Here is a 24349-nt window from a genome sequence, read left to right on the forward strand (position 1 = left end):
GTCAGTGCTCTCGCGCTGTCAGAGGAAGCGGGTGGGCCGGAAGGGCGTGAGCATCGGATCGCTCTCGCCCTGCAAAATCTCGCTGGAGGCGAGCAGGCCGGTCAGCGGCGCCAGCGTCACGCCGGAGTGCATGACGGCGATATAGAGGCCTTCGCAGACGTCGCCGATAACAGGGAAACCGTCCTTCGGCGTCGGGCGGTAGCCGACGGTGAAGACGTCCATGGCGAGCGACTGGCTTTCGGTAAGTGCGGCCTTCACCTTGGCGAACAGGGCTTGCGCCGTCGCATGCTGGTCCTCGCCCGGCTGCGCGCCGCCGAAATCGCTGCCGGCGATGATGCGGCCCTCCGATGTCTGGCGCATGTGCAGCTCCGGCGCCATGACGAGGCCGTTCAACCGCCTTGCATGCGGGCGGGAGTGGACGATGAGGCCGGCGGGTGTTTCGATCGGCAGTGTGATGCCGATGCTTGCGGTCAAGGGCGCGGTGCCGGCGCCGGAGGCGAGCACGACATGATCGGCCTCCATCACACCCGCAGACGTCACCACGCCGGAGATGCGCTCGCCGGTGCGCAGCAGCCCGCGCACGGCGGCGTCGATCACGGTTGCGCCGCGCGTCTTGGCATCGGCGAGCATCATGCGGGCGGCGGCGACCGGCTCGACGGCGCCTTCCTCGGCAACGACCACGGCGTGGTCGGGGCAATTGGCGAGATGGGGTTCGCGCTTACGGATCGCATCGCCATCGACGCGTTCGATGCCGTAGCCCCAGGCGCCATGCTCCGCGATGAAGGCGTCCAGCCGCTCCGGCGGCAGGTCCCAGGAGAGGCTGCCGCACCATTCGAGCGGCAGGCCGGGCAGTTCGCCGGCCAATCTCTTCCACTCGGCCATCGAGCGGCGGCGGAAACGATAGTAGAATTCGGGATTGCCCCAGCTGGCGTTGATCCAGGAGAAGGAGCAGGGGGTGGCCACGCCGCCATTGTCCTCGGCGACGACGGTGACCTTGGCGCCGTCGCGGGCAAGATGCCAGGCGATGGAGGCGCCGATGATGCCGGTGCCGACGACGATCACATGCGGTTTGGCAGCCATCGTCGTCTTCATCCTTCGCTGATTAGGCTGGATCAGCCGGCGGCGCTGACGCGGGCGAGGCCGTCCTTGGCAGGCTGGTATTTCGGGCTGAGGCCGATGGCGTGGCGATAGGAGCGGGCAGCCTTCTGCTTGTCGCCGCGGCGCTCGTAGACCAGCGCCTGGTTGGCCCAGCTCTCGGCGATGTTGCCGTTCAGCTCGATCGCGTGGTTGAAGTCGGCGAAGGCGTTGTCGTCGTCGTTGAGCGCGATGTAGGAAATGCCGCGGCCGTTATAGGGTTCCGGCGAGTTCGGCGAGAGCGAGATCGCCTTGGAGAAATCGTCGATCGCCTTGTCCTGCTGGTTGCGCTTCTGGAAGATCAGGCCGCGATTGTGGTAGGCGCGGCCGTCGGTGGTGCCGTTCTGGATCGCCTTGTTGAAATCGTTGAAGGCGGCGTCGTCCTGGCCGGCGGTGCGGTAGACGTTGCCGCGGCCGATCAGAGCCACGTCGTAGTTCGGGTTGATCTGCAGTGCCGTGTTGTAATCCTGGATCGCCTGCTGCTGCTGGCCCATGTTGCGGTAGACGAGCGCGCGGTTGGCGTAGGCCTGGTAGAATTTCGGGTTGATCTGCAGGGCGGTGTTGAAATCGTTCAGCGCCGCGCGGAAGTCGCCGCCGCGACCATAGGCGGAGCCGCGAACGTTGTAGCCTTCGGGATCGCGCGGGTTGGCGTTGATGACCGAGGTCAGCGATGCGATGTTTTCCTGCGAGCCCTGGGCCTTGTCGATGCGGATGACGGCATCGGAGGTGCTGTTCGTGGTGCAGCCGGCGAGGCCGAGAGCGGCGACCAGCGCCAGCAGGGCGGTCATTTTCGTCGACGAACGCAAGGATCGGGCATTCAACATCGTATCAGCCATGCGGGCTCGTTTTCCCCATTACGGCCGGCCGGTCTTGAGACGGGCAGGCGAAGCAGCAAACAAAAAAGGCGGTGGCGACCAGATCGCCCCCGCCAACATGCATCTGAAAACGTCGAAATAACGACGGGAACGCCTTAGCGTGCAGCAACTCCGCCTTCGCGCTGAAGGCGCTTGCGGGCCAGCTTGCGAACGCGACGAACAGCTTCAGCCTTTTCGCGAGCGCGCTTTTCCGAAGGCTTTTCGTAGTAATCGCGCATCTTCATTTCGCGGAAAATGCCTTCGCGCTGCATTTTCTTCTTGAGAGCGCGGAGAGCCTGGTCAACATTGTTGTCGCGGACGAGTACCTGCACGAGAATCACGTTCCTTTGGTTCGGTTGATGCCTGGGTCATCCCAATGACAGAGGCAAAAAATGTTCATTCCGCGCGGCAGCGCCTCGCGATTGGTGTGCGGGATAGCAGATCACTTGGCCGAAGTCCATATGGATCAGCGGGTTTCAGCCGAAAAAACCCTGCAATCCAGGCTCGTATTGGCGCAAAAGGTATTTTCCCCCTCGCATCACGCCACAAGTGCCCGGTGCGGTGCCCGAAAGCCCCGTGACGGCAGGGCTTGGCGGCTAATTCCGGTTCGTTCCTTGCATCGGCTGTCGTTTGCACTATAATTGCGCCATCGACTATTGCTTGTGACCTTTGTCAAAGAGCCCAATCGCTCCGTCAGATCTCCTCTCAAAATCGATCATGCCCGGCACGCAATTGTCGGGAAATGCCTCGCATTGGAAGTGATCATTGGTATCGCTGCGAGGATCGGCTTTTTGCCGGTCGCCTCAGGATTTCGATCCTCCGGCGCAGCAGTTCAGACCGTTTCGGGGCCTTGGTCTCGATTGTCGAAGTTGCCGGCGGCGATTTCGGCACCACTTAGCCGGCATCCTCGATGCCAGACACGAAACCGCGACGATTGCCGCCAAGACATCCCGGCCTAGCTTAGTCAGCCAAGGACAGGAACAGTTTTCGGTTCGTCAAAAACCGGCAATCCGTTGCCGCAAGAAAGGAATACAATTTGCAGGTTCTCGTCAGGGATAACAATGTCGACCAGGCGCTCCGCGTCCTGAAGAAGAAGATGCAGCGCGAAGGTCTCTTCCGCGAATTCAAGGCGCGCAGCGCTTATGAAAAGCCGTCGGAAAAGCGCGTGCGCGAAAAGGCCGAAGCCGTTCGCCGCCAGCGCAAGCTGACCCGCAAGAAGCTGCAGCGCGAAGGTCTGCTTCCTGCACCGAAGAAGGCCGTGCGTCCGGCCCGCTAAAGGCTGGCCCAACGCTTAGATGTAGAGAGCACAGATGACTTCAGACAATGAATTCTTCAATCAGGCCAAGCTCTCGTCTCGCGATAAGGCTGTCGTGACCGACACGACGGCCCGTGCGATCATTTCAGCCGAGGCCGCGGCTCGCGAATTGAAGACGGAGAAGCTCAAGGCTCTCCGCCTGCAACGCGCTGCCGAGGCCCCGCCTGAGGCCGAGCCCGTGAAGAAAAAGCGGGCAACGTCCAAGACCGCGTCCTCCTGATCTCGGAGCGCCCGATCGGGCACGCGTCATTCCTCCCAGACAATCGGTTGATTATGCACATCGGCATGGGGCCGTTTTGGGTCTGTGTCGCCGATCTGTGGTTTATTCCTCTGTTCTAAAATGACCCGGACTTCTCGGTAGGCTTACCTCCGGTTAAGTTCGATTCAACGTGCGATGGCACTTTTGCGCCGCGTGCTCGTTTTCGAGCATGCTGTACGTTCAAGACATAAAGCGCCTCCTGAGGCGTCGAGATGGAAACTTCGGCATCACCACCGCGCTCGTGCTGCCCATTCTGGTCGGCGTCGCGGGGCTGGCGGTCGATACCGCTAACCTCTCCCTGTCGCAGCGCCAATTGCAGGAAGCGACGGATGCGTCGGCGCTGGCCGTCTCGACCGCGCTTATGAAGGGAACCGCCGACGAGACGTCAGGCAAGACGCTGGGGCTCGATTTTCTCTCCGGCCAGGTGGCCAGCATTGCCGGCAGCACCGCCGCCGCGGCCGCCAAGCAAGCAGCCACGGTCTCGATCACGACGACGACCACCGCAGCCGGCAAGAATTTCGTGGTTGCTGTCAATGCGTCGATGCCGGTGACGCTGTCGCCGCTGAGCGCGCTTATGGCTGGCAATACGAAAACCGTGTCTGCCGGCAGCAAGACCACCAGCGGCTCAGGCACGACGAAGAACGGCATCTCGATCGAGCTTTTGATCGATGCATCGACCTCGATGGCCGACGATGTAAACGGCTTGAAGTGCACGCTCGCTCTGCTCGGCATCTGCATCATCACCCCGCCTGGCTATTACGCCAAGATCGACGCGTTGAAGAGTGCCGCGGGCAAGCTGTTCGATTCGCTCGACAAGTACGATCCGACCCCTCGCTATGTGCGAAGCGGGGCAATCTCCTATACCAGCAGCATCAAGGGGCAATCGGCGATGGCCTGGGGCACAGCCGGCGCGCGGGACCACGTCAAGAACATCACAATCGTAGGAAATAGCGGCACGGACGCGACGGCGGCTGTGAAAACGGCGAATGCAAATATCGCGCAGAACTCATATGGCACGGACAAGGAAAGCGTCGAGCAGGCGAAAAAGCTCAACACCACTTCCGACCGCATCATCATCTTGATGACCGACGGCGACATGACGGGCGATACCGGCAGTTGGGTGAGCAAGCTCGACCAGTCGGTGCGCGACGAGTGCACCAACGCCAAGGCGGCCGGCATCAAGATCTATACGGTGGCCTTCATGGCGCCGGACAAGGGCAAGGCGCTCTTGAAATTCTGCGCCTCTACCGACGCCAACTACTACGAGCCGAACACCATGGATGCGCTGACGGCGGCGTTCAGCTCGATCGGCGAGGCGGCGACCAAGACGATGAGCCGGCTGACCAACTGATAAACAGAAACGGCTCGCCGCTCCTTTCCGGAGAGGCGAGCCGCTGCATCGTCACGTCATTAAATAGATCAGAAATCCTGGGCGGTCGGGCGCAGGACGATCTCGTTGATATCGACATCATCAGGCTGTGAAATGGCATAGGCGATGGCGCGGGCCACCGCGCTTGCCGGAATGGCGATCTTGTAGAAATCGAGCACGGTCGATTGCGCGGTGCCCGTGGTGTTGTGCTTGAGATCGCTGTCGACGGCGCCGGGCTCGATCGAGGTGACGCGAACCTTGGCACCGACTTCCTGGCGCAGACCATCGGAGATGGCGCGGACGGCGAACTTGGTGCCGGAATAGACGGTACCGCCCGGCGCGAAAACCTTGATGCCGGCAACCGGACTCAGGTTGATGATGTGGCCGCGGCTCTTTTCGAGGAAGAAGGGCAGGGCAGCGGCGATGCCATAGAGTGTGCCCTTGATGTTGACGTCGATCATCGCGTCCCATTCCTCGGTGTTGACCTCGGCCATCGGACGGATCGGCATGATGCCGGCATTGTTGATCAGCACATCCAGTGTGCCGAAATTGGCGATCACGGCGTCGGTGACCTGCTTGACCTGGTTCTTGTCGACGACGTCAAGCTGGTAGGCGCGGGCCTCGCCGCCGGCCTTGGTGATTTCGGCGACGACGTCATCCAGCTTGTCCTTGCGGCGGGCCGCGATCGCGACGCGGGCGCCGTTGGCTGCCAGATGGCGCGCGGTTTCAGCGCCGAGGCCGGTGCTGCCACCGGTGATGAGTACGACTTTGCCCTTGATGTTCTCACTCATGATCGTTCTCCCTGTTTCAGCCAGACTGTGTCGGCCTTCGATGACGGGATCATGCGCTCGGCGGCGATATTTCAGAAATTTATTTGTTTGATCCTAGATATTCACCGTGCATTATAACTGTATGCGATACGACCTCAATCTGCTCCCCGTCTTCGTGACCCTGATGGAAGAGCGCAATGTCACGCGCGCCGCCGACCGGCTGGGCATTACCCAGCCGGCGCTCTCCAATGCGCTGGCGCGGCTGCGGGTCGTCATGCGCGATCCGCTCTTCGTGCGCGAGCGCTATGGGATGCAGCCGACGCAGATGGCGCTGGAGCTGGCGCCCGTGATCGCCACCGCGCTGGCGGCGATCGACGGGGCGGTGCTGGGGCAGCAGGAGTTCGATCCCGCTGAGGCCGGTCTCTCCTTCACCATCGCGCCCAACAGCTATGTCGAATATGTGCTGATGCCCGCCATCGTCGCGAGGCTGCGCGAGACGGCGCCGGGGATCAGGCTTCGGCTGACGCCCTATGGCAACGACCTCATCGAGACCGGTGTCATGTCTGGCACGACGGCCATGGTGCTCGGCCGCATCGTCGAGCCGCCGGACAATCTGGTGGTGCAGCATCTGATGGATGAGGGGCTCGCCTGCGTGATCAGGGCCGATCATCCCGAGGTCTCCGATAGCCTGTCGAAGGAGCAGTACGAGCGGATGCGGCATGTCAACGTCGTGCCCCATGGCCGCTTGCGCGTCGGGTTGTTCCAGGCGCTGGAGCAACGGGGGCTAAGGCGCGAGGTGGCGGTGTCGGTGACGCATTTCCTCGCCGTGCCGGAGATGATCGCCGTTACCGATTATTGCGCGACGCTGCCGCGGCTGATCTGCCGGCACCTGGCGGCTGACCCCAGGCTGAAGATCGTGCCGGCGCCCGTCGATCTCGGCAGCTTCCCCGTCGATCTCGCCTGGCACGTCCGCCACCGCAACGACCCCGCCCACCGCTGGCTGCGCTCGCTGATCGCGGATGTGGCGCGCGAGGTTTCGGAGGTGCGGTGGACGCCGGGAGAGTGAGGGGAATGGCTGGCTTGAGGCGGTGTGGCGACGGCTCTGTGCAGCGATCGATTCCCTCAGTCTAGTTCCTGCGCCAGGCCGATCAACAGCCCGCCCGGACCCCTGATGTAGCAGAGCCGGTAGGCGTCCTTATATTGCACCAGCTCGCCTTCGAGCCGGGCGCCGCGTTTGCCGAGCCGTTCGAGCGTGTCGTCGATGTCTTCAACGGCGAACATGACGCGGAGATAGCCGAGCGCGTTGACCGGTGCGTCGCGGTGATCGGCGATGATTTCAGGCGAGATGAAGCGGGAGAGTTCGAGGCGGCTGTGGCCATCCGGCGTGCGCATCATGGCGATCTCGACTTGCTGATCGCCGAGCCCGGTGATGCGTCCGGCCCACTCTCCCTCGACCATTGTGCGGCCCTCCAGCTCAAGGCCGAGTTCGCGGAAGAAGTCGATCGTCTCATCGAGGTCGTCGACGACGATGCCGACATTGTCCATACGCTTGACTGCCATACGCCCTGCCTCCCTCACGCAAACCGGAGTGCTGATTTCGCGCGCGCCTTGGCGGCCACCTCCTCGCGGTCGCGCGGCGGCTGCGAGGTTTCCAGCGTGTCCAGCAATTCACGGGCGCAGGCGGCGATCGACGCAACGGCGGCCTCGAAGGCTTCCTCGTTGCGTTTCGACGGCTTGTTGGTGCCGCTCAGCTTGCGCACGAACTGGAGCGCCGCATCATGGATTTCCGCGTCCGTTGCCGGCGGGTCGAAATTGAACAGGGGTTTGATATTCCGGCACATGCCTTGCCTCCCTTTCTCGTCATTGCCGCACGGTTGTGGGGCGTGATCTACAGGGAAAGCTAGGCGAAGAGGCGGCGATTGCAACGGATGGCATGGGCGATGCCGGTGGCACTGTAGTCTCGTTGTCGATAGAGCCGGGGCTGGGGTTGCCTTCGGCCCGAAGCGGTTGTTGGGATTACCACATCCCGGCCGAGGTGCTCGTCATCCAGCCACGCCCCGAAGACGCACGACATCCTTCGAGGGTGGTAGCCCGAACTGCCTTGCATATTCCCGGCTGAACTGGTTCGGGCTTTCATAACCAACGCCGAAAGCGACCGACGTTGCGGTTCCTTCTCCGGCCATCAAAAGCCTGCGCGCATGCAGCAACCGGACCTGCTTCTGGTATTGGATCGGGCTCAGCGCCGTGATGGCCTTGAAATGTCGATGGAACGCCGAGACGCTGAGCGCCGCCATCTCCGCGAGAGCCTCGACCCTCAGGGGCTTGGCGAAATTTTCTCGAATCCATTGGATCGCAACGCCGATCCGCGACAGTGCCGCATCGGGCGCGGCAATGTCGCGCAGCATCCAGCCCAGCGGGCCCTGCAGTACCCTAAAGAGGATCTCACGCTCGTAGGCAGGCGCAAGCACGGCGATTTCGTCCGGACGGTCCATCAGCCGGAGCATCCGCACCCAGGCGTCGAGGAACTCGTCGTTGACCGGCGCGACGGAGAAACCGGAGCCGAACAGCTTGCTGCACACCTGCACGGGCAGATCGCTGATGAGGGCGGCAACCGTCGGCGGGTGGAGTGTCAGGCTGACCGCGAGATAGGGTTCTCCTGCCACCGAAGGGTGAACCGACCCCACCGCGGGAAGATCGACCGACATGACGAAATACGTTGCCGGGTCGTAGGCAAAAGTCCGCTCGCCGACCGTCATCGTCTTCGACCCGGTCAGGATCAGGTTGATCATCGGCTCGTAGACGGCCGAGAGCCGATGCTCCGGAATCTCGCCCTGAACCATCGCGACGCGGGGAATTCCCGTTTCCGTGCGGCGGTTTTCCGCCGAAGAGGCCAGGCCACGCAGTTCCTGAAGTTGTTTTTCCATGGAAGCGACCGTGGCATGTCAGGACCGCGTCCGCAACAGGGAAGCAGAAATAGGCAAGCTTCGGAGAGGAATAGGTGAGCGGGCGAGACGGCACAGGCCTAGCTTCAGGGCACAGCAAACGGACAGGGAAACAGCCATGAAGATCGTCATCGTCACCGGGGCAAGCCGGGGTCTCGGAGCCAGCACAGCCATCGAATGCGCCCGCAAAGGAATGGGTGTCGTCGTGACCTACAACAGCAACCCTGCAAAGGCGCAGGATGTCGTGAAGGCAATCTTGGAGATTGGCGGTCAGGCCGTTGCCCTAAAACTCGATGTCGGCGACATCGGCGCGTTTCCGGCGTTTCGCGACGCTGTCGCATCGGAACTGCGGTCCGTCTTCGGCCGGGACGACTTCGATTATCTCGTCAACAATGCCGGATACGGGCTCTTCAATCCGATCGCGACTGTTACGGAAGAACAGTTCGACGGGCTGTTCAACGTCCATCTGAAGGGGCCGTTTTTTCTGACCCAGATCCTGCTGCCGCTGATGGCCGACGGCGGCCAGATCATCAATATCACCAGTGCGACCTCGCGCGTGGCGACGGCAGGCGTCGCCCCCTATGCCTCCTTCAAGGGTGGTCTGGAAGTTTTGACCCGCTACATGGCCAAGGAATTCGGCGAGCGGGGCATCCGGGCGAACTCGATCGCGCCCGGCGCAATCCGCACTGAACTCGGCGGCGGCCTGAACGACGAGTTCGAGGCGATGCTGGCAGGCCAGACGGCACTTGGCCGCGTTGGCGAGCCTGAAGAGATCGGTGGCGTCGTCGCCAGCCTGCTGTCTTCGGAAAACCGCTGGATCAACGCCCAGAACATCGAGGTCGCGGGCGGCTACATCATCTGAACCGCGGAGAGCAATATGCTCGACCATGTCTTCATTTCCGTCAGCGACATCGATCGCTCGATCGCCTTCTACGAGGCGGCGCTGACCCCGCTCGGCATCGTTCACGCCCATGACTACGAGGGGAAGGACGGCCCACCCGGACATCCGGATCTGAAAGGGTTCGGCGCGAACGGCCGGGTGTTCTTCTGGCTGCGCAAAGGCGTGGTCGAAGGCCGCGCAACTCATGTCGGCTTCGTCGCCGATGGCACCTTTGAGGTCGATGCAGCCTTCGCCGCCGCCATGATGGCCGGCGCCTCGGAGCTCCATCCGCCGGGACCACAGCTCCATTACGACCCCCGCTACTACGCCGCCCAGGTCCGCGATCCGGACGGCTACAGCCTCGAATTCGTCTACAAGGAATGGCAGCACTAAAATGACAAAACTGATGATCTACGGCGCGACCGGCTATACCGGCCGCATGGCGGCCGAGCATGCGAAAGCGGCAGGTACGCCCATCGTTCTCGCCGGCCGCAACGAAGCGAGCCTCTCCAAGCTCTCTGCAGAACTCGGCGTCGGATACCGCGTCTTTGGTCTCGACGATGCTGCAGCGATCGATGCCGGTCTGGCCGGAATCTCCGTCCTCCTGAACTGCGCAGGACCATTCATGCGCACCGCCGATGCGCTGATGAAGGCGTCTATTCGCAACCGTATCCACTATCTCGACACGGCTGCCGAACTCGACAGCTATCGTCTGGCCGAGACTTTGGACGACGACGCGAAGGCTGCAGGTGTCATGCTCATGCCGGGCGGCGGCGGAAGCGTCGCCATGCTCGGGAGTCTCGCGGGACATGCGGTGTCGCGTGTGAAGCACCCTCGCAAGATCGGGATCGCGCTGCATGTGACGGGCGGACTGTCACGCGGATCGGCGATCAGCGCCATGGAGAACGTCACCGTCGAGACCTTGGCGCGGGTGGACGGCGCGCTTGTCGCCATTGCCGCCGACGGCATTCGGAAATTCGATTTCGGCAAGGGCGCGGTCGATTGCTTCCCGGTGACGCTGCCCGATCTTATCACCATTTGGCGGGCGACGGGCGTTCCCGATGTCGAGACCTTTGTGCACGTCACTGGCGACGGTTTCCCGCAGGGTGACCTTTCGACGCTCCCTGATGGACCGAGTGAAGAGGAGAGACTGGCGAACCGCTACCAGGCATCCGTCGAAGTTACCGACGCGGATGGCAAGGTCACACATTCCGTCCTCGATACGGTCAACGGCTACACGTTCACGGCGATGGCGGCAGCCGAGGCTGGGCGGCGCGTTCTGGGGGGCGAAGTCCGCCCCGGCTTCCAGACGCCCGCAGCCCTGTTCGGCGCCGGCTTCGCGCAGACCGTTGCCGACACCTCGATCAGCGATGTCTGAGGGAGACGGCACTATGCAAAAGCTCGTCGAATCCTTCATCGCGACCGCCAATGCCTTCGACGTCGAAGCGGCACTGTCCCTGTTCGCAGCCGACGCCGTCATCGACGATATCTCGGTCGGCGACGCCTTTGTTGGCCACGCTGGTGTCCGCCAATACCTTGATCGGTTCTTCGTCGGTTACAACACCAGCAGCAAGCTACTATCCATGGTAGAACTGGACACCTTCCATTCGAGCGTCCGGCTCGATTTCACCGGCGATTTCGGACACGAGACCGGCATCCTGAAGATCGCGATCAATGCCACCGGCCTGATCGAGCGCATCGACGCCGATCTCGAATAACTCACCAACCAGCAGTCCTATCAAACCATAACCATCGGCGCACAGCGCCGATGCCGGGGAAGGTCTGCGTTCCGCAGGCCTCCGGCACGACAAGGAGCACGTTCATGACCAACACATCGTCATCGTTCACACAGGATGCCGCGGACCGGCTCGCCGTCGTCGAGGCCCTCTATCGCTTCGCCGCGGGCATCGATCTTCGCGACAACAATCTGCTCGCCTCCTCGCTGGCGGAGAATGCCGTCTCCGACTTCCGGCCGGCGGCTGCCAAAGCCGGCTTCGAGTATCCTGTTATCGAGGGCCGGGATGTCATTGTCTCGGCGTTGACGACATCGCTCGCTGCCCTGGACACCACGCATTCCGTCAGCAATCCGCGGGTGACGATCGATGGCGACACGGCACGCATGGATGTTCTGGTCGAAGCACAGCACGTTCCCCGCAGCGATCCCTCGCGTCATTACCTGATGAAGAACCGCTACGACGTCGAGCTGAAGAGGAGCGGCGACATCTGGGTCATCACCCGCAATACGGTCGATAATATCTGGCGCTCCGGCGACATCGGAGTTCTTTCCGGGATCTAGCCTCTATTGTGTGCTCAGGGAGGGCGGTGGCGCGACATTGTCTCCGCCGCACAGCAGCATATCGCGACAGGGTAGTGCGATGTCGGCTTTTGGCGCTAAACGGAGACCGCCGTCGGCCCATTGCGGCCATTCGCGTACCTGCGATTTAACGCAATGATCAATGCGGTTGTGGTTCGGGAAACTTCCAGGTTCCATCCAGAGCCTTCGGCTGTGGTTGATACAGCCGGACGGTGTAATTCCACCCGGCCTCGACAGGCAGGCAGTTCGAAGCTTTGCCGTTGCAGCCGCCAAACTGAATCGTAATCCCTCCGTCTATGTCCTTGGCGGCGGTCAGATTGTTGACCGAATAAGCCTTCTGCGGATTGGGAACGAAGAAGCCTTCGCTGTTGTAGCGGCTAACCGACCAAAAGCCATCGACGGGTACATCCGCAGGAACGTGCAGCGTGTAGATTGTTGTCCCATCATTCTTTTCCGGTGTGACGGCGATATAGGTTGCCTCGCTGTCGGGATTGCCACCCCACCCCGCTGCAGTCCCGATCAGGTGATTGATGGGATCAACCTCATTCTTGCTACCGAACGCCCGGTTGAAGCTGTCCATGGTGGCGTTGAGGGCCAAGAGCGCGCTGCGCACCTTGTCCTGACTGGCCTTATCCCAAGTGGGCAGCTCAAGCTTGCCGGGACCACCGGGTTGTTCTACCTTGATCGCGTCCTGGAGCCTGTGAACCTCGTCGGCATCTCCTTCCTTGCCGGGGTCGACCAGGGTGCGAACTGCCGCAAAGACGTACCGCGAGCCGGTGGCGTCCTTGGTGAGCGTGTGGCTCCCCGCGCCGTGATAGACGCCTGTCACATAGTGATCCTGGTTGACCGTCATCAACGACATGAAGCGATTGCCCGCATCCGGCATGGTAATCGTCACGGGACCGGCATCAAGATCAAAGACGCCACTGGAATACAAGGTATCACGGTTGCCACGCACGACCGTCTGGTGCTCCACGTCGAAGGGTTCGCGACGATGGAAGATCTTGCCGATGCCGGCTTCCTTGGCAGAAACCGCGAAGTACATATCGCTTTCCGCCCGAACGAAGTTGTCGGGGGTCACCCTTGTACCGTCATCGGCCAGCACTGAGCTCGCCACCAGACAAAGGCCTGCAAACACCATCTTCGAAATCGTTATCATCCAAACCTCCGTCGAGCGCCGCAGCTTGGCGGCAGGCATCACCGCGCTATGCGACGACGGAACGATGTCATGGAGGCAAAACCGGCGTAAGTACGCAACGGTAAGCGCGCCCGTAAATGACCGCTATTGGCGCAAAGCTGCCGGCCACATCCGCCAGCGCCCACTTCACTCCCCACGTCCTTCCCGCCTCACTTTCTGCCGCATCCGGCGCAATCTTGCACCGTGTCAAAACAAAAGCCTTCCGGCGTCGCAAAAGAAACGTTGTGCCGCATTTGGATTTGCGATTTGTATGGCCGACGACAGGGGATTTTCCCCGCAAGGAGATCAAGGCGGATGCGCAGATATTCGGTTTTTGCCGTGGCACGTGAGGCTCTCAGGGGGCACAAGGGCTGGGACAAGCAATGGACTTCGCCGGAGCCGCGCGCCGAATACGACGTCATCATCATCGGTGGCGGCGGACATGGCTTGGGCGCGGCCTATTATCTGGCCAAGGAGCACGGCATCACCAATGTCGCGGTGCTCGAGAAGGGCTGGCTCGGCGGCGGCAATACCGGCCGCAACACGACCATCATCCGCTCGAACTATCTCTATGAAGAGAGCATGCACATCTACGAGCATTCGATGAAGCTCTGGGAGAACCTCTCGCAGGATCTCAACTACAATGTCATGTACTCGCCGCGCGGCGTGATGATGCTGTCGCACAATGTGCATGACCAGCAATCCTTCAAGCGCCACATCCATGCCAACCGTCTCTACGGCATCGACAATGAATGGCTGACGCCGGAACAGGCCAAGGCTTATTGTCCGCCGCTCGATATCTCCGCCAGCGCCCGCTATCCGATCAACGGTGCGGCGCTCCAGCGTCGCGGCGGCACGGCGCGCCACGATGCGGTTGCCTGGGGCTATGCGCGTGCGGCGTCCGATCGCGGCGTCCATATCATCCAGAACTGCGAAGTGACCGGCATCCGCCGCGGCCCCGACGGTCGCGTCACCGGTGTCGAGACGTCGCGCGGCTTCATCGGCGCCAAGAAGGTCGGCGTTTCGGCCGCCGGCCACACGACCACGGTCATGAAGATGGCCGATGTGCGCGTGCCGCTGCAATCGAGCCCGCTGCAGGCGCTGGTCTCCGAACCCTTGAAGCCGATCTTCCCTTGCGTGGTCATGTCCAACACGGTGCATGCCTATATCTCGCAGTCCGACAAGGGCGAGCTCGTCATCGGCGCCGGCACCGACCAGTACAATTCCTACAGCCAGACCGGCGGCCTGCAGATCATCACGCATACGCTCGATGCCATCTGCGAGCTCTTCCCGATGTTCCGCCGCGTCAAGATGATGCGCCAGTGGGGCGGTATCGTCGACAACACGCCGGATCGTTCGGCCATCCAGTCGAAGACGCCGGTTCCGGGGCTCTACGTCAACTGCGGCTGGGGCACCGGCGGCTTCAAGGCGACGCCGGGCTCGGCCAATCTCTTCGCGCACCTCATTGCCCGCGACGAGGCGCACAAGTTCAATGCCGGCCTGACGCTGGACCGCTTCCGCACCGGCCGTCTGATCGACGAAGCCGCCGCCGCAGCCGTCGCGCACTGACACGAGGACATCATGCTTCTTATCTATTGCCCATACTGTCAGGAAGAGCGCTCCGAGCTCGAATTCCGCGGCGCCGGCGATGCGCATATCGCCCGCCCGACCAATATCGCCGAGATCTCCGACGAACAGTTCGAGGAGTTCTTCTTCCTGCGCGACAACCCGAAGGGGCTGATCTTCGAGCGCTGGCGCCACCAGCACGGATGCGGCCGCTTCTTCAACGCGGCGCGCGACACGATCAGCGACAAGTTCATCATGACGTACAAGGCCGGCGAGCCGAAGCCCGATATCGGTGCCGCGGCTGCGCCCCATGCTCCCGTCGAGACCTATGAGCAGCTCGAAGGAGAAGCGAAATGAGTGCTGCGAACCGTATATCCGGCAAGGGCCGCCTGACGCCCGCCAAGACCGCGCGCTTCACCTTCGACGGCAAGACCTACACCGCGCTCGAGGGTGACACCGTCGCCTCGGCGCTGATTGCCAACAACATCCATCTGGTCGGCCGCTCGTTCAAGTATCACCGCCCGCGCGGGATTCTGTCTGCCGGCGCCGAGGAGCCGAACGCGCTGATCGACGTGTCGCGTGACGCCGCCCGCAAGCAGCCGAACGTGCGCGCCACGGTGCAGGAAGTGTTCGACGGCATGATCGTCGAATCGCAGAACCGCTTCCCGTCGCTTTCCTTCGATATCGGCGGCATCAACAACCTGCTTTCGCCCTTCTTCGCGGCCGGCTTCTACTACAAAACCTTCATGTGGCCGAAGGCCGCCTGGAAGAGCTTCTACGAGCCGATCATCCGCCGCGCGGCCGGCCTCGGCGTCGCGCCGAAGGAAGCCGATCCGGATCATTACGCAGGTCGCTACGCGCATTGCGACGTGCTCGTCGTCGGCGCCGGCGTGGCCGGTCTTTCGGCGGCCCTTGCCGCGGCGCAGACCGGCGCCAAGGTCATCCTCTGCGACGAGCAGGCCGATGTCGGCGGCGCTCTGCGCTACGATAGCGGTGTGACGATCGACGGCCTTTCCGGCTATGAGTGGGCGCAGAAGACGGTTGCGGCTCTGAAGGCGATGGACAATGTGCAGGTTCTGACCCGCACGACGGCTTTCGGATATTACAACCACAATTTCGTCGGCCTCGCCGAGCGCGTGACCGACCATGTCGCCAACCCCAGCCGCCATCTGCCGCGCGAGCGTCTGTGGCAGCTGCGCGCCAAGCGCGTCATCCTCGCCAACGGCGCCATCGAGCGCCACATGGTGTTCCCGAACAACGACCGTCCGGGCATCATGCTCGCGTCCGCCGCGCGCATGTATCTCAACCAGTACGGAGTTGCCGTCGGCCAGAAGGTCGGCGTCTATACGGCGCATGACTCGGCCTATGAGGCAGCCTTCGACCTGAAGCGCGCCGGCGTCGAGATCGCGGCGATCGTGGATTGCCGGCAGACGCCGGGTGCGGCCGTGTTGGCCGAGGCCCGTTCGCTCGGCATCGATGTTCTCTCTGGCCAGTCGGTTATCAATACATCCGGCAAGCTGCGCATCTCGTCGATGACGGTTGCCCGCAACGGCGGCGGCTCGCCGCGCAAGATCGCGGTCGATGCTCTGCTGGTCTCGGCCGGCTGGACGCCTTCGGTGCACCTGTTCTCGCAGTCGCGCGGCAAGGTGAAGTTCGAGGCGGAAACGCAGCGCTTCCTGCCCGGCACCTATGCCCAGGATTGCCTCTCCGTCGGCGCCTGCAATGGCACCGACGACCTGCAGCGGACGATCGAGGAATCGCTGGCAGCCGGCGAGCTGATGGCGCAGGCGGCCGGCAAGGCGTCCGCCGGCAAGATCAGCATCTCGGCCGAGCAGGCGCATCAGTGGACCGGTGGGATGATCGGTGCCGCCGAAGGGGCGGGCCCGGAGACCAGCGCCAAGGCCTTCATCGATTTCCAGCACGACGTCTGCGCCAAGGATATCCGCCTTGCCGTGCGCGAGGGGATGCACTCGATCGAGCACATCAAGCGCTTCACCACCAACGGCATGGCGTCCGACCAGGGCAAGCTCTCCAACATGCACGGCCTGGCGATTGCCGCCGAGATGCTGGGCAAGGAGATTCCGCAGGTCGGTCTCACGACCTTCCGCGCGCCCTACACGCCGGTGACCTACGGCACGCTGATCGCGCATTCGCGTGGCGAGCTGTTCGATCCGACGCGCAAGACGCCGCTGCACCAGTGGGAAGAAGCCCATGGCGCGGTGTTCGAGGATGTCGGCAACTGGAAGCGTGCGTGGTTCTATCCGCGTGCCGGCGAAACCATGCACCAGGCGGTCGCGCGCGAATGCAAGACGGCGCGCGATGTGGCCGGCGTGTTCGATGCCTCGACGCTCGGCAAGATCGAGGTCGTCGGACCTGACGCGGCCGAGTTCATGAACCTGATGTATACCAACGCCTGGGACACGCTGAAGCCGGGCAAGTGCCGCTACGGCATCATGACCCGCGACGATGGCTTTGTTTATGACGACGGCGTCGTCGGGCGTCTCGCCGACGATCGCTTCCACGTGACGACGACGACGGGCGGCGCGCCGCGCGTGTTGAACCACATGGAAGACTATCTGCAGACCGAGTTCCCGCATCTGAAGGTGTGGCTGACGTCTGTGACCGAGCAGTGGGCCGTCATCGCCGTGCAGGGTCCGAAGGCGCGCGAGATCATCGCGCCGCTGGTCGAAGGCGTCGATATCTCCAACGAGGCCTTCCCGCATATGAGCGTTGCCGAGTGCACGGTCATGGGTGTTCCGGCACGTCTCTTCCGCGTCTCGTTCACCGGCGAAACCGGCTTCGAAATCAACGTGCCGGCCGATTACGGCCAGTCGGTTCTCGAAGCCGTCTGGGCCAATGCCGAGCCGCTTGGCGCCTGCGTCTACGGCACCGAGACGATGCACGTTCTTCGCGCCGAGAAGGGCTATATCATCGTCGGCCAGGATACGGATGGTACCGTGACCCCTGACGATGCCGGCCTCAACTGGGCGGTGTCGAAGAAGAAGACCGACTTCGTCGGCATTCGCGGCCTGAAGCGCCCGGATCTCGTCAAGGAAGGCCGCAAGCAGCTGGTCGGCCTTGTCACCAAGGATCCGACGCTGGTGCTCGAAGAGGGCGCGCAGCTCGTCGCCAACCCGAACGAGCCGAAGCCGATGACCATGCTCGGCCACGTGACCTCGTCCTACTGGTCGGAAAACCTAGGGAAGTCGATCGCATTCGCGCTGGTCGCCGGCGGCCGCAAGCGTATGGGCGAAACGCTCTACGTGCCGATGCCCGACAAGACGATCGCGGTCGAGGTGACGGATATGGTGTTCTTTGACAAGGAAGGAGGCCGCATCAATGGCTGATACGGCAGTTCGCACATCCGTTCTCTCGGGCAAGCAGGGCGGCTCGGCCAGCGTACGGCTGACGGCGGCACCTCACGCCACGCGCGTTGCGCTTCGCGCACCGGCGGAAGCGCTTTCGGCTCTCTCATCGGCGCTCGGCGTGACCGTTCCCGACGCACCGAAGACCTCGGGCCGCAAGGGCGGCCGCGCCGCGCTTTGGCTCGGGCCGGACGAATGGCTCGTCATCGACGAGAGTGGCGCTGACCTCATGGGCGCGCTGAAGGACGTGGGCGTCGTGCATTCGGCAACTGACGTCTCGCACCGCAACGTCGCAATCATCGTCTCCGGCCCCGGCGCCGAAACGACGATCTCCACGGGCTGCCCGCAGGACCTGTCGCTCGAAGCCTTCCCCGTCGGCGCCTGCTCGCGCACGCTGTTCGGCAAGGCCGAGATCGTGCTCTTCCGCACCGAGGAGGATACCTTCCGGGTCGAATGTTGGCGCTCCTTCGCGGACTTCGTCTTCGGCCTGCTCGCCGAGGGCGCCGAGGATGCGGGGCACTGAGCTTCGGGGTGTTGTGATTATGAGGTCGGGGACGGTGCGAGGGCGCCATCCCCGATTTGGTTTTGGTCGATGTGCTTTCGATTGTCGGATGCGGGCATTCGTACAACGTCGCCGGTGCGTTCCCCCTTGCGCGACGTCTTCCTCGGGCTTGTCCCGAGGATCTAAGCACGTCTCCGAGGGTTCAACGGTCATGGCTCAAGGCTCTTTGGGCTGCGGCATCGGTCCCCCGTCGCGTCACCGCAATTCACGTCCAGCGCTGATCGAGCCAAGGCAGATGCTCGGCACAAGACCGAGCATGACGTCGCGCGTGGGGTTGAGAGGGCAAGCCTACTCGCCCGGCTGATCGCGATGCTTGCGCCACTCGCGCTCGTGCCAAAGAACAACGGCATAGGCGAGGATGCCGATAATAGCCGGCAGGCCGAATGATATGAACAGCAAGGCGCCAGTGTTCATAGCTTCAATCCCTTCGGCGTTCGTCTCGCCACAGAGTGTAATGTCGCTGCGAGCGAAAGCCAACCTGCGAGATAGCTGGCAAGCCACCAGCTGCATATCTGGACAAAGTTGCCGATGCTGTAGAGCACGTCTGTCCCTTGCGCGACGTCTTCCTCGGGCTTGTCCCGAGGATCTAAGCACGTCTCCGCGGGTTCAACGGTCATGGCTCAAGGCTCTGCAGGCTGCGGCCTCAGTCCTCCGTCGCGTAACGGCAATTCACGTCCAGCGCTGATTGAGCCAAGGCAGATGCTCGGCACAAGACCGAGCATGACGTCGCGCGTGGGGTTGCCCTAGCCAACCTACTCGCCCGGCTCCTTGTGGTGACGCTTGATGTCCCACATGTGCAGGCGCATCGCGATGTAGCCGAGTACGATCACGATTGCCGGTGTGGCGACAAAAGCAAATGTCCAATCGCTCATCGATCGATCCCATTCAGAACATGTCTTATCAGGAGACTACTACTCGCCCGGCTGATTGCGTTGCTTGCGCCATTCGCGCTCGTGCAGCAGGAAGGCGATGTAGGCGAGGGCCGCGATGATGGCGGGCAGGCCGAATGAGATGAAGAATAGTAAACCAAAGCTCATGGGATCAGTCTCCTGAGCGTCAATCTCGCTATGTAATGTAATAGCACCGCCACCGAAAGCCAAGCGCAGAGGTAACCCGAAAGCCAAAGGCGCGACAGCTGAGCGAAATTGCCGATCCCGTAGAACACGCCGGCGATCGGCGTGACGATGCCGACGGTGAAGCAGGCCGTCGAGGCGCGGTCCAGGGCGTTGGCGAAAAGCTTTGTCTGCTCATCATATGCCAAGCTCATCGCCGCCCTCCGCGCGCTATATCTGGCCCCGCCTACACGTCCTCCGGCCGATCCTTCGGGTCGAACTGGATGATCGTCGTCCAGCGGGCCGTCAGCGCCGGCTTGCGTTCGTTCTCGATCTCGATCGATACGTCGTAGGTGGTCATCAGCATGCCTGCGCCGCGGAAGCGGGCTTCGGCGAGAACGAAGCGGCCGCGGATGCGGGCGCCGGATTTGACCGGGGCGACGAAGCGGACGGTGTCGAAGCCGTAGTTGATGCCCATGGTCTGCTCGCGCACCTTGGGCAGGCAGTTATAGTTCATCGCGGACAGCAGCGAGAGCGTCAGGAAACCATGGGCGATCGTGCCGCCAAAGGGGCTGTCGGCGGCGCGGGCCGGATCGACATGGATGAACTGGTGGTCGTGGGTGGCGTCGGCGAAGGCATTGATCATCGTCTGATCGACGACGATCCAATCAGAAAGGCCGGCTTCCGTGCCGACCAGCCCGCGGACATCCGCGAGCGAGATTTCCTTGACCATCAATTCCTCTTGAAAAAAGCTGCTTCGAAAAGACTTACAATGGCTTCGTGACAATTACGACAAGGATATTAGTACAACTTACGGGCGCGTCAATTTCCTACAAGGAAAGAAACGGACCGTGCCGGTACGCGCGCCTGTGTTTGCGGCTCGGAGCCTTCCTCTTCTTCAACCCGGCGCCATGTCGCATCGGCGGGCAGCGAAAAGGTCTGTTCGGATTCGGCGCGGCTGAAGAGGACGGCGAGCCTGATCTGTTTCCCGGTGATTGCGTCCTCGGTTTGCACGATCATGCCGAGCATGGCGAAGTCAGGCGTTTCCCAATCCGAAACGCTCATCGGTTGGCCTGAGGGCGCGATCCAGGAGACGTCGCCGTCGCCTTTGAAGAAGGCGAACTGCGAGAAGACGCCGAAGCGCTTGCGTAGCTTTGAGACGAGGGCGGTGTGGGCGATCAGATCTTCGTCGAGTGCTGCCCAGTCGACCCAGGTGATGGCGTTGTCCTGGCAATAGGCGTTGTTGTTGCCGCGCTGGCTGCGTCCGCCTTCGTCGCCCGCCGTCAGCATCACCGTGCCGCGCGTCGCGAATAGCGTGGAGAGGAGAGCCTTCAGGTCGGCGCTGCGGCGCGCGATGATTGCGGGGTCGTCGGTCTCGCCCTCAGTGCCGTTGTTCCAGGAGTGGTTCTCGTTGTGGCCGTCGCGGTTGTCCTCGCCGTTCGCCTCGTTGTGCTTGCCGGCGTAGGAGACGAGGTCGTTGAGCGTGAAGCCGTCATGGGCTGCGAGGAAATTGACGCTGCGGGTGGCGGTGGCGTTGTTGCGGGCGAAGATGTCGGATGAACCTGCGAGGGCCGATGCCAGCGCGCCGGTCTTGTAGTGGTCGCCGCGCCAGTAGCATCTGAGGTCGTCGCGGGCGCGGTCGTTCCATTCAAGGAAAGGGGCGGGGAAGTTGCCGAGCTGGTAGCCGCCGGGGCCGATGTCCCAGGGTTCGGCGATCATGATGCGGTCGCGCAGAACCTCGTCGTCGAGCATCGCCTTCAGCGTTTCGCCGTGTGCCTCGAAGCCTGACGCGGTGCGGCCGATGATCGGCGCGAGGTCGAAGCGAAAGCCGTCTATGCCGGCGTGGAGTACGAAATGGCGGAGCGTGTCGACGATCAGCTGGCGGACATAGGGGTGGTCGCAGGCGACCGTGTTGCCGGTGCCTGTGTCGTTGACCAGCGTGCCGGGCTGGCCGGGGACGTGGCGTAACATGGAGCGGTTGTCGAGGCCGCGCATGGAAAGCGTCGGGCCGAAGCGATCGCTCTCGCCGGTGTGGTTGAAGACGAGGTCGAGGATGACGCCGATGCCTTCAGCGTGGAGCTTGGCGACCGTGTCGCGCAGCTCTGTCATGCCACCGGGGGCAAGGCGCGGGTCGAGCGCCATGAAGGCGACGGGGTTATAGCCCCAGCCGTTGGTGAGGCCGAGCGGGGGAAGGTGGCGCTCGTCGATCCAGGCGGTGATGGGCATCAGCTCGATGGCGTCGACGCCGATGCGCTTGAGGTGGGCGATGACCGAGGGGTGGGCAAGGGCCGCGATGGTGCCACGCTCTGCTTCCGGCACATCCGGGTGCAGCATGGTGAAGGGGCGGACCGCGACCTCGTAGATGAAACCGCCGGGGCGAAAGACGGGGGCTGCGGGCTTGACGGCGACGTCGCGAGTGACGATCGCGCGGGGGACGAGGTGTTGCGTGTCGGCGCCGAATTTCGAGAGCAGCGGGTCGTAGCGGAAGGGGCGGTCGATTTCTCTAGCGTAGGGGTCGACCAGCAGTTTGGCGGGGTCGAACCAGAGGCCTTCGTCGGGCGCGTAGGTGCCTTCGGCGCGGTAGCCGTAGCAGGCGCCCGGCGCGATGCCCTCGACGAAGAGGTGGTGGAGGTCGTCTTCGCCTCGGGTCATCGGCAGGCGATCGGTTTCGCGGCCGGTCTGGTCGAAGAGGCAGAGGTGGAGCTGCGTGGCCTCGCTCGAGCGGACGACGAAGGTGGCGCCTGTGGCGGTGAGGGTTACGCCGGAAGCGAAGGGCATGGGGTGCTCGGTCCTTGTTCCGGGGGGGTGTTTGATGGGGTTGATGTGGTGCCGTGTGGCCCCCTCATCCGGCTGCACGGCAGAGAGTGAAAGGCCGGTGTCAGTGAGCGTTGCGCCGGGGCTTCGGGCAAATAGGAAGGGCGGCATGCGGTGTTACCCCCCTCTGCCCTGCCGGGCATCTCCCCCACAAGGGGGGAGATCGCAAGCGGCTAGCGCTCGCCCAGCTTGAAAGGTTGCTTTGGCGGAAACGCTACGTTCGAGGAATGATACCGATCGGTGCTCCCAGCCGATCTCCCCCCTTGTGGGGGAGATGCCCGGCAGGGCAGAGGGGGGTAGAGGCATCCGCTGCTCCCGATCGGGCATTAGAGAGGCTATCTCAGGTGATCACCGAAGGGGCGTCGCGGCCGGTGCGGGACTTGATGTCGGCGATGGTTTCGGCGGCGGCGATCAGGTCGGCCAGGGCTTCCTGGGTCTCGATGTTGTGGCGGCTGGAATCGGGCTCGTAGCGCTCGATGTAGACGCGCAGCGTGGCGCCCGAGGTGCCGGTGCCCGACAGGCGGAAGACCACGCGGGAGCCGCCCTCGAACATGATGCGGATGCCCTGGTGTTCGCTCACCGACTTGTCGACCGGATCGTGATAGGCGAAATCGTCTGCCTTTTCGACCTTGAGCGGGCCGAAGGTCTTGCCGGGAAGGCTGGAGAGCTGGGCGCGGAGATTGTCCACCAGGCCGTTGGCGGCTTCTGTGTCGACGCCTTCATAGTCGTGGCGCGAATAGTAGTTGCGGCCGTAGGTCTGCCAGTGCTGGGTGACGATGTCCTGAACGCTCTCGCCGCGCACGGCCAGGATGTTCAGCCACATCAGGACAGCCCAGAGGCCGTCCTTCTCGCGCACGTGGTTGGAGCCGGTGCCGGCGCTCTCCTCGCCACAGATCGTCGCCATGTTGGCGTCGAGCAGGTTGCCGAAGAACTTCCAGCCGGTCGGCGTTTCATACATGCCGATCCCACGCTTTTCGGCGACGCGGTCGGCCGCACCCGAGGTCGGCATGGAGCGGGCGATGCCGGTGAGGCCGCCGGAATAGCCGGGGGCGAGGTTGGCGTTGGCAGCGATGATCGCCAGGCTGTCGGAGGGGGTTACGAAGATGCCGCGGCCGATGATCAGGTTACGGTCGCCGTCGCCGTCGGATGCCGCGCCGAAATCAGGGGCGTCGTCGCCCATCATCTCGTCGTAGAGTTCCTTGCAGTGAACCGGGTTCGGGTCCGGATGGTGGCCGCCGAAATCGGGCAGCGGCATGAAGTTGCGGACCGAGCCGGACGGGGCGCCGAGGCGGTTTTCGAAGATTTCCTTGGCGTAGGGGCCGGTGACGGCGCTCATCGCATCGAACGCGATGCGGAAGCCGAGGCTGATCAGGTTGCGGATGGCGCCGAAGTCGAACAGCTCTTCCATCAGCGCCGTGTAGTCCTCGACGGAGTCCAGAACCGAAAGCAGCATGCCGCCGGGCAGCTCGTCCTTGCCGATGCGGTCGAGATTGACGTCGGGGAAATCGGCGATCTTGTAGGTGTCGATCACCTTGGTGCGCGCATAGATCGCGTCGGTGATCTTTTCCGGCGCCGGGCCGCCATTGCTGATGTTGTACTTGATGCCGAAGTCTTCGGTCGGGCCGCCGGGATTATGGCTGGCGGAGAGAATGATGCCGCCGAAGGCCTTGTACTTGCGGATCACGTGCGAGGCAGCCGGCGTCGAGAGGATGCCGCCCTTGCCGACGATGACCTTACCGAAGCCATTGGCGGCGGCCATCTTGATCGCCTTCTGAATGACTTCCTTGTTGTAGTAGCGTCCGTCGCCGCCGATGACGAGGGTCTTGCCCTGAAATCCTTCCAGCGAATCGAAAATCGACTGGATGAAGTTTTCCGCGTAGTTCGGCTGTTGGAATACCGGGACCTTTTTACGCAGTCCCGATGTGCCGGGCTTCTGATCCTGATAGGGGGTGGTGGATACGGACTTGTTCATTTTC

Annotated in this window: 27 protein-coding genes; 13 read left to right on the forward strand and 14 right to left on the reverse strand. The window is 62.9% G+C overall.

Annotation, left to right across the window (positions count from 1 at the left end):
* Positions 1–18: 18 nt before the first annotated feature.
* The 3 genes from ACIQUB_RS18840 to rpsU (ACIQUB_RS18850) all read right to left on the reverse strand — a co-directional run bounded on the left by ACIQUB_RS18840 (position 19) and on the right by rpsU (ACIQUB_RS18850) (position 2320).
* The gene (locus ACIQUB_RS18840) at positions 19–1080 is read right to left on the reverse strand and encodes an FAD-dependent oxidoreductase (protein ID WP_113237474.1); all 1062 of its coding nucleotides are present in this window, start codon (positions 1078–1080) and stop codon (positions 19–21) included.
* Between the two features lie 32 nt (positions 1081–1112).
* Positions 1113–1970, reverse strand: coding sequence for a tetratricopeptide repeat protein (locus tag ACIQUB_RS18845; protein ID WP_402931303.1), 858 nt, complete (start codon positions 1968–1970; stop codon positions 1113–1115).
* 134 nt (positions 1971–2104) lie between these two features.
* Positions 2105–2320 (reverse strand): 30S ribosomal protein S21, encoded by a 216-nt coding sequence (gene rpsU, locus ACIQUB_RS18850; protein ID WP_018899827.1) that lies wholly within the window; start codon positions 2318–2320, stop codon positions 2105–2107.
* A 704-nt stretch (positions 2321–3024) separates the two neighbouring features.
* Between rpsU (ACIQUB_RS18850) and rpsU (ACIQUB_RS18855) the strand changes: the two genes are divergently transcribed.
* From rpsU (ACIQUB_RS18855) to ACIQUB_RS18865, 3 genes are all read left to right on the forward strand, one after another.
* Positions 3025–3264 carry a 30S ribosomal protein S21 gene (rpsU, locus tag ACIQUB_RS18855; protein WP_018899825.1) on the forward strand — a complete coding sequence of 80 codons (240 nt, stop codon included), beginning with the start codon at positions 3025–3027 and terminating at the stop codon, positions 3262–3264.
* Positions 3265–3298: 34 nt separating this feature from the next.
* Positions 3299–3523 carry a hypothetical protein gene (locus ACIQUB_RS18860; RefSeq protein WP_112982644.1) on the forward strand — a complete coding sequence of 75 codons (225 nt, stop codon included), beginning with the start codon at positions 3299–3301 and terminating at the stop codon, positions 3521–3523.
* 208 nt (positions 3524–3731) lie between these two features.
* Positions 3732–4913 (forward strand): TadE/TadG family type IV pilus assembly protein, encoded by a 1182-nt coding sequence (locus ACIQUB_RS18865; RefSeq protein ID WP_113237476.1) that lies wholly within the window; start codon positions 3732–3734, stop codon positions 4911–4913.
* A 68-nt stretch (positions 4914–4981) separates the two neighbouring features.
* Here the strand turns inward: ACIQUB_RS18865 and ACIQUB_RS18870 are convergent, their stop codons facing one another.
* Entirely contained in the window at positions 4982–5722 is a 741-nt protein-coding gene (locus ACIQUB_RS18870; RefSeq protein ID WP_402931307.1) for an SDR family oxidoreductase, read from the reverse strand.
* Positions 5723–5843: 121 nt separating this feature from the next.
* Between ACIQUB_RS18870 and ACIQUB_RS18875 the strand changes: the two genes are divergently transcribed.
* Complete coding sequence (locus ACIQUB_RS18875) at positions 5844–6767, forward strand: LysR substrate-binding domain-containing protein (RefSeq protein ID WP_113237478.1); 924 nt, start codon at positions 5844–5846, stop codon at positions 6765–6767.
* 56 nt (positions 6768–6823) lie between these two features.
* On the opposite strand, the gene ACIQUB_RS18880 is transcribed toward ACIQUB_RS18875, so the two are convergent.
* The 3 genes from ACIQUB_RS18880 to ACIQUB_RS18890 form a co-directional block, all read right to left on the reverse strand.
* A complete protein-coding gene (locus ACIQUB_RS18880) occupies positions 6824–7261 on the reverse strand; it encodes a VOC family protein (protein ID WP_111563435.1) in 438 nt (145 codons plus the stop codon).
* A 14-nt stretch (positions 7262–7275) separates the two neighbouring features.
* Positions 7276–7542: a DUF2277 domain-containing protein gene (locus ACIQUB_RS18885; protein ID WP_113237479.1), complete on the reverse strand. Its 267-nt coding sequence runs from the start codon at positions 7540–7542 to the stop codon at positions 7276–7278.
* Between the two features lie 201 nt (positions 7543–7743).
* Positions 7744–8625, reverse strand: a complete 882-nt coding sequence (locus tag ACIQUB_RS18890; protein WP_113237480.1) for an AraC family transcriptional regulator — start codon at positions 8623–8625, stop codon at positions 7744–7746.
* A gap of 136 nt (positions 8626–8761) precedes the next feature.
* Between ACIQUB_RS18890 and ACIQUB_RS18895 the strand changes: the two genes are divergently transcribed.
* The 5 genes from ACIQUB_RS18895 to ACIQUB_RS18915 all read left to right on the forward strand — a co-directional run bounded on the left by ACIQUB_RS18895 (position 8762) and on the right by ACIQUB_RS18915 (position 11819).
* Entirely contained in the window at positions 8762–9505 is a 744-nt protein-coding gene (locus ACIQUB_RS18895; RefSeq protein ID WP_113237481.1) for an SDR family oxidoreductase, read from the forward strand.
* Positions 9506–9520: 15 nt separating this feature from the next.
* Complete coding sequence (locus tag ACIQUB_RS18900) at positions 9521–9916, forward strand: VOC family protein (protein WP_113237482.1); 396 nt, start codon at positions 9521–9523, stop codon at positions 9914–9916.
* Position 9917: 1 nt separating this feature from the next.
* Entirely contained in the window at positions 9918–10901 is a 984-nt protein-coding gene (locus ACIQUB_RS18905; protein ID WP_113237483.1) for a saccharopine dehydrogenase NADP-binding domain-containing protein, read from the forward strand.
* A gap of 13 nt (positions 10902–10914) precedes the next feature.
* Complete coding sequence (locus ACIQUB_RS18910) at positions 10915–11241, forward strand: nuclear transport factor 2 family protein (RefSeq protein WP_113237484.1); 327 nt, start codon at positions 10915–10917, stop codon at positions 11239–11241.
* Between the two features lie 104 nt (positions 11242–11345).
* Entirely contained in the window at positions 11346–11819 is a 474-nt protein-coding gene (locus tag ACIQUB_RS18915; protein WP_113237485.1) for a nuclear transport factor 2 family protein, read from the forward strand.
* Between the two features lie 157 nt (positions 11820–11976).
* Here ACIQUB_RS18915 and ACIQUB_RS18920 read toward each other — a convergent pair whose 3' ends face one another.
* Entirely contained in the window at positions 11977–12996 is a 1020-nt protein-coding gene (locus ACIQUB_RS18920) for a DUF1254 domain-containing protein (protein WP_113237493.1), read from the reverse strand.
* Positions 12997–13329: 333 nt separating this feature from the next.
* On the opposite strand from ACIQUB_RS18920, the gene ACIQUB_RS18925 reads away from it, so the two are divergent.
* Genes ACIQUB_RS18925 through ACIQUB_RS18940 form a run of 4 tightly spaced genes read left to right on the forward strand, consistent with a single transcriptional unit; the run spans position 13330 to position 18468 of the window.
* Positions 13330–14583, forward strand: a complete 1254-nt coding sequence (locus ACIQUB_RS18925; protein ID WP_016557052.1) for a sarcosine oxidase subunit beta family protein — start codon at positions 13330–13332, stop codon at positions 14581–14583.
* Between the two features lie 12 nt (positions 14584–14595).
* Entirely contained in the window at positions 14596–14937 is a 342-nt protein-coding gene (locus ACIQUB_RS18930) for a sarcosine oxidase subunit delta (protein ID WP_016557053.1), read from the forward strand.
* Positions 14934–17927, forward strand: a complete 2994-nt coding sequence (locus tag ACIQUB_RS18935) for a sarcosine oxidase subunit alpha (protein WP_402931314.1) — start codon at positions 14934–14936, stop codon at positions 17925–17927. The genes ACIQUB_RS18930 and ACIQUB_RS18935 overlap by 4 nt, the downstream gene beginning before the upstream one ends.
* Positions 17920–18468: a sarcosine oxidase subunit gamma gene (locus tag ACIQUB_RS18940; RefSeq protein WP_113237487.1), complete on the forward strand. Its 549-nt coding sequence runs from the start codon at positions 17920–17922 to the stop codon at positions 18466–18468. Before ACIQUB_RS18935 ends, ACIQUB_RS18940 begins: the two co-directional genes overlap by 8 nt.
* A gap of 327 nt (positions 18469–18795) precedes the next feature.
* On the opposite strand, the gene ACIQUB_RS18945 is transcribed toward ACIQUB_RS18940, so the two are convergent.
* From ACIQUB_RS18945 to ACIQUB_RS18970, 6 genes are all read right to left on the reverse strand, one after another.
* Entirely contained in the window at positions 18796–18921 is a 126-nt protein-coding gene (locus ACIQUB_RS18945; RefSeq protein WP_402931316.1) for a hypothetical protein, read from the reverse strand.
* A 497-nt stretch (positions 18922–19418) separates the two neighbouring features.
* The gene (locus ACIQUB_RS18950) at positions 19419–19544 is read right to left on the reverse strand and encodes a hypothetical protein (RefSeq protein WP_402931318.1); all 126 of its coding nucleotides are present in this window, start codon (positions 19542–19544) and stop codon (positions 19419–19421) included.
* On the reverse strand, positions 19541–19774 hold the full coding sequence (locus ACIQUB_RS18955) for a hypothetical protein (RefSeq protein WP_113237489.1): 234 nt from the start codon (positions 19772–19774) through the stop codon (positions 19541–19543). Before ACIQUB_RS18955 ends, ACIQUB_RS18950 begins: the two co-directional genes overlap by 4 nt.
* A gap of 32 nt (positions 19775–19806) precedes the next feature.
* The gene (locus ACIQUB_RS18960; protein WP_113237490.1) at positions 19807–20292 is read right to left on the reverse strand and encodes a MaoC family dehydratase; all 486 of its coding nucleotides are present in this window, start codon (positions 20290–20292) and stop codon (positions 19807–19809) included.
* 89 nt (positions 20293–20381) lie between these two features.
* The gene (gene glgX, locus ACIQUB_RS18965; protein ID WP_402931321.1) at positions 20382–22337 is read right to left on the reverse strand and encodes a glycogen debranching protein GlgX; all 1956 of its coding nucleotides are present in this window, start codon (positions 22335–22337) and stop codon (positions 20382–20384) included.
* Between the two features lie 376 nt (positions 22338–22713).
* Positions 22714–24345: an alpha-D-glucose phosphate-specific phosphoglucomutase gene (locus tag ACIQUB_RS18970; protein WP_111563428.1), complete on the reverse strand. Its 1632-nt coding sequence runs from the start codon at positions 24343–24345 to the stop codon at positions 22714–22716.
* Positions 24346–24349: the final 4 nt, after the last annotated feature.

Source organism: Rhizobium sp. NPDC090275, assembly GCF_044772225.1.
In the GTDB taxonomy this organism is placed as follows: domain Bacteria; phylum Pseudomonadota; class Alphaproteobacteria; order Rhizobiales; family Rhizobiaceae; genus Rhizobium.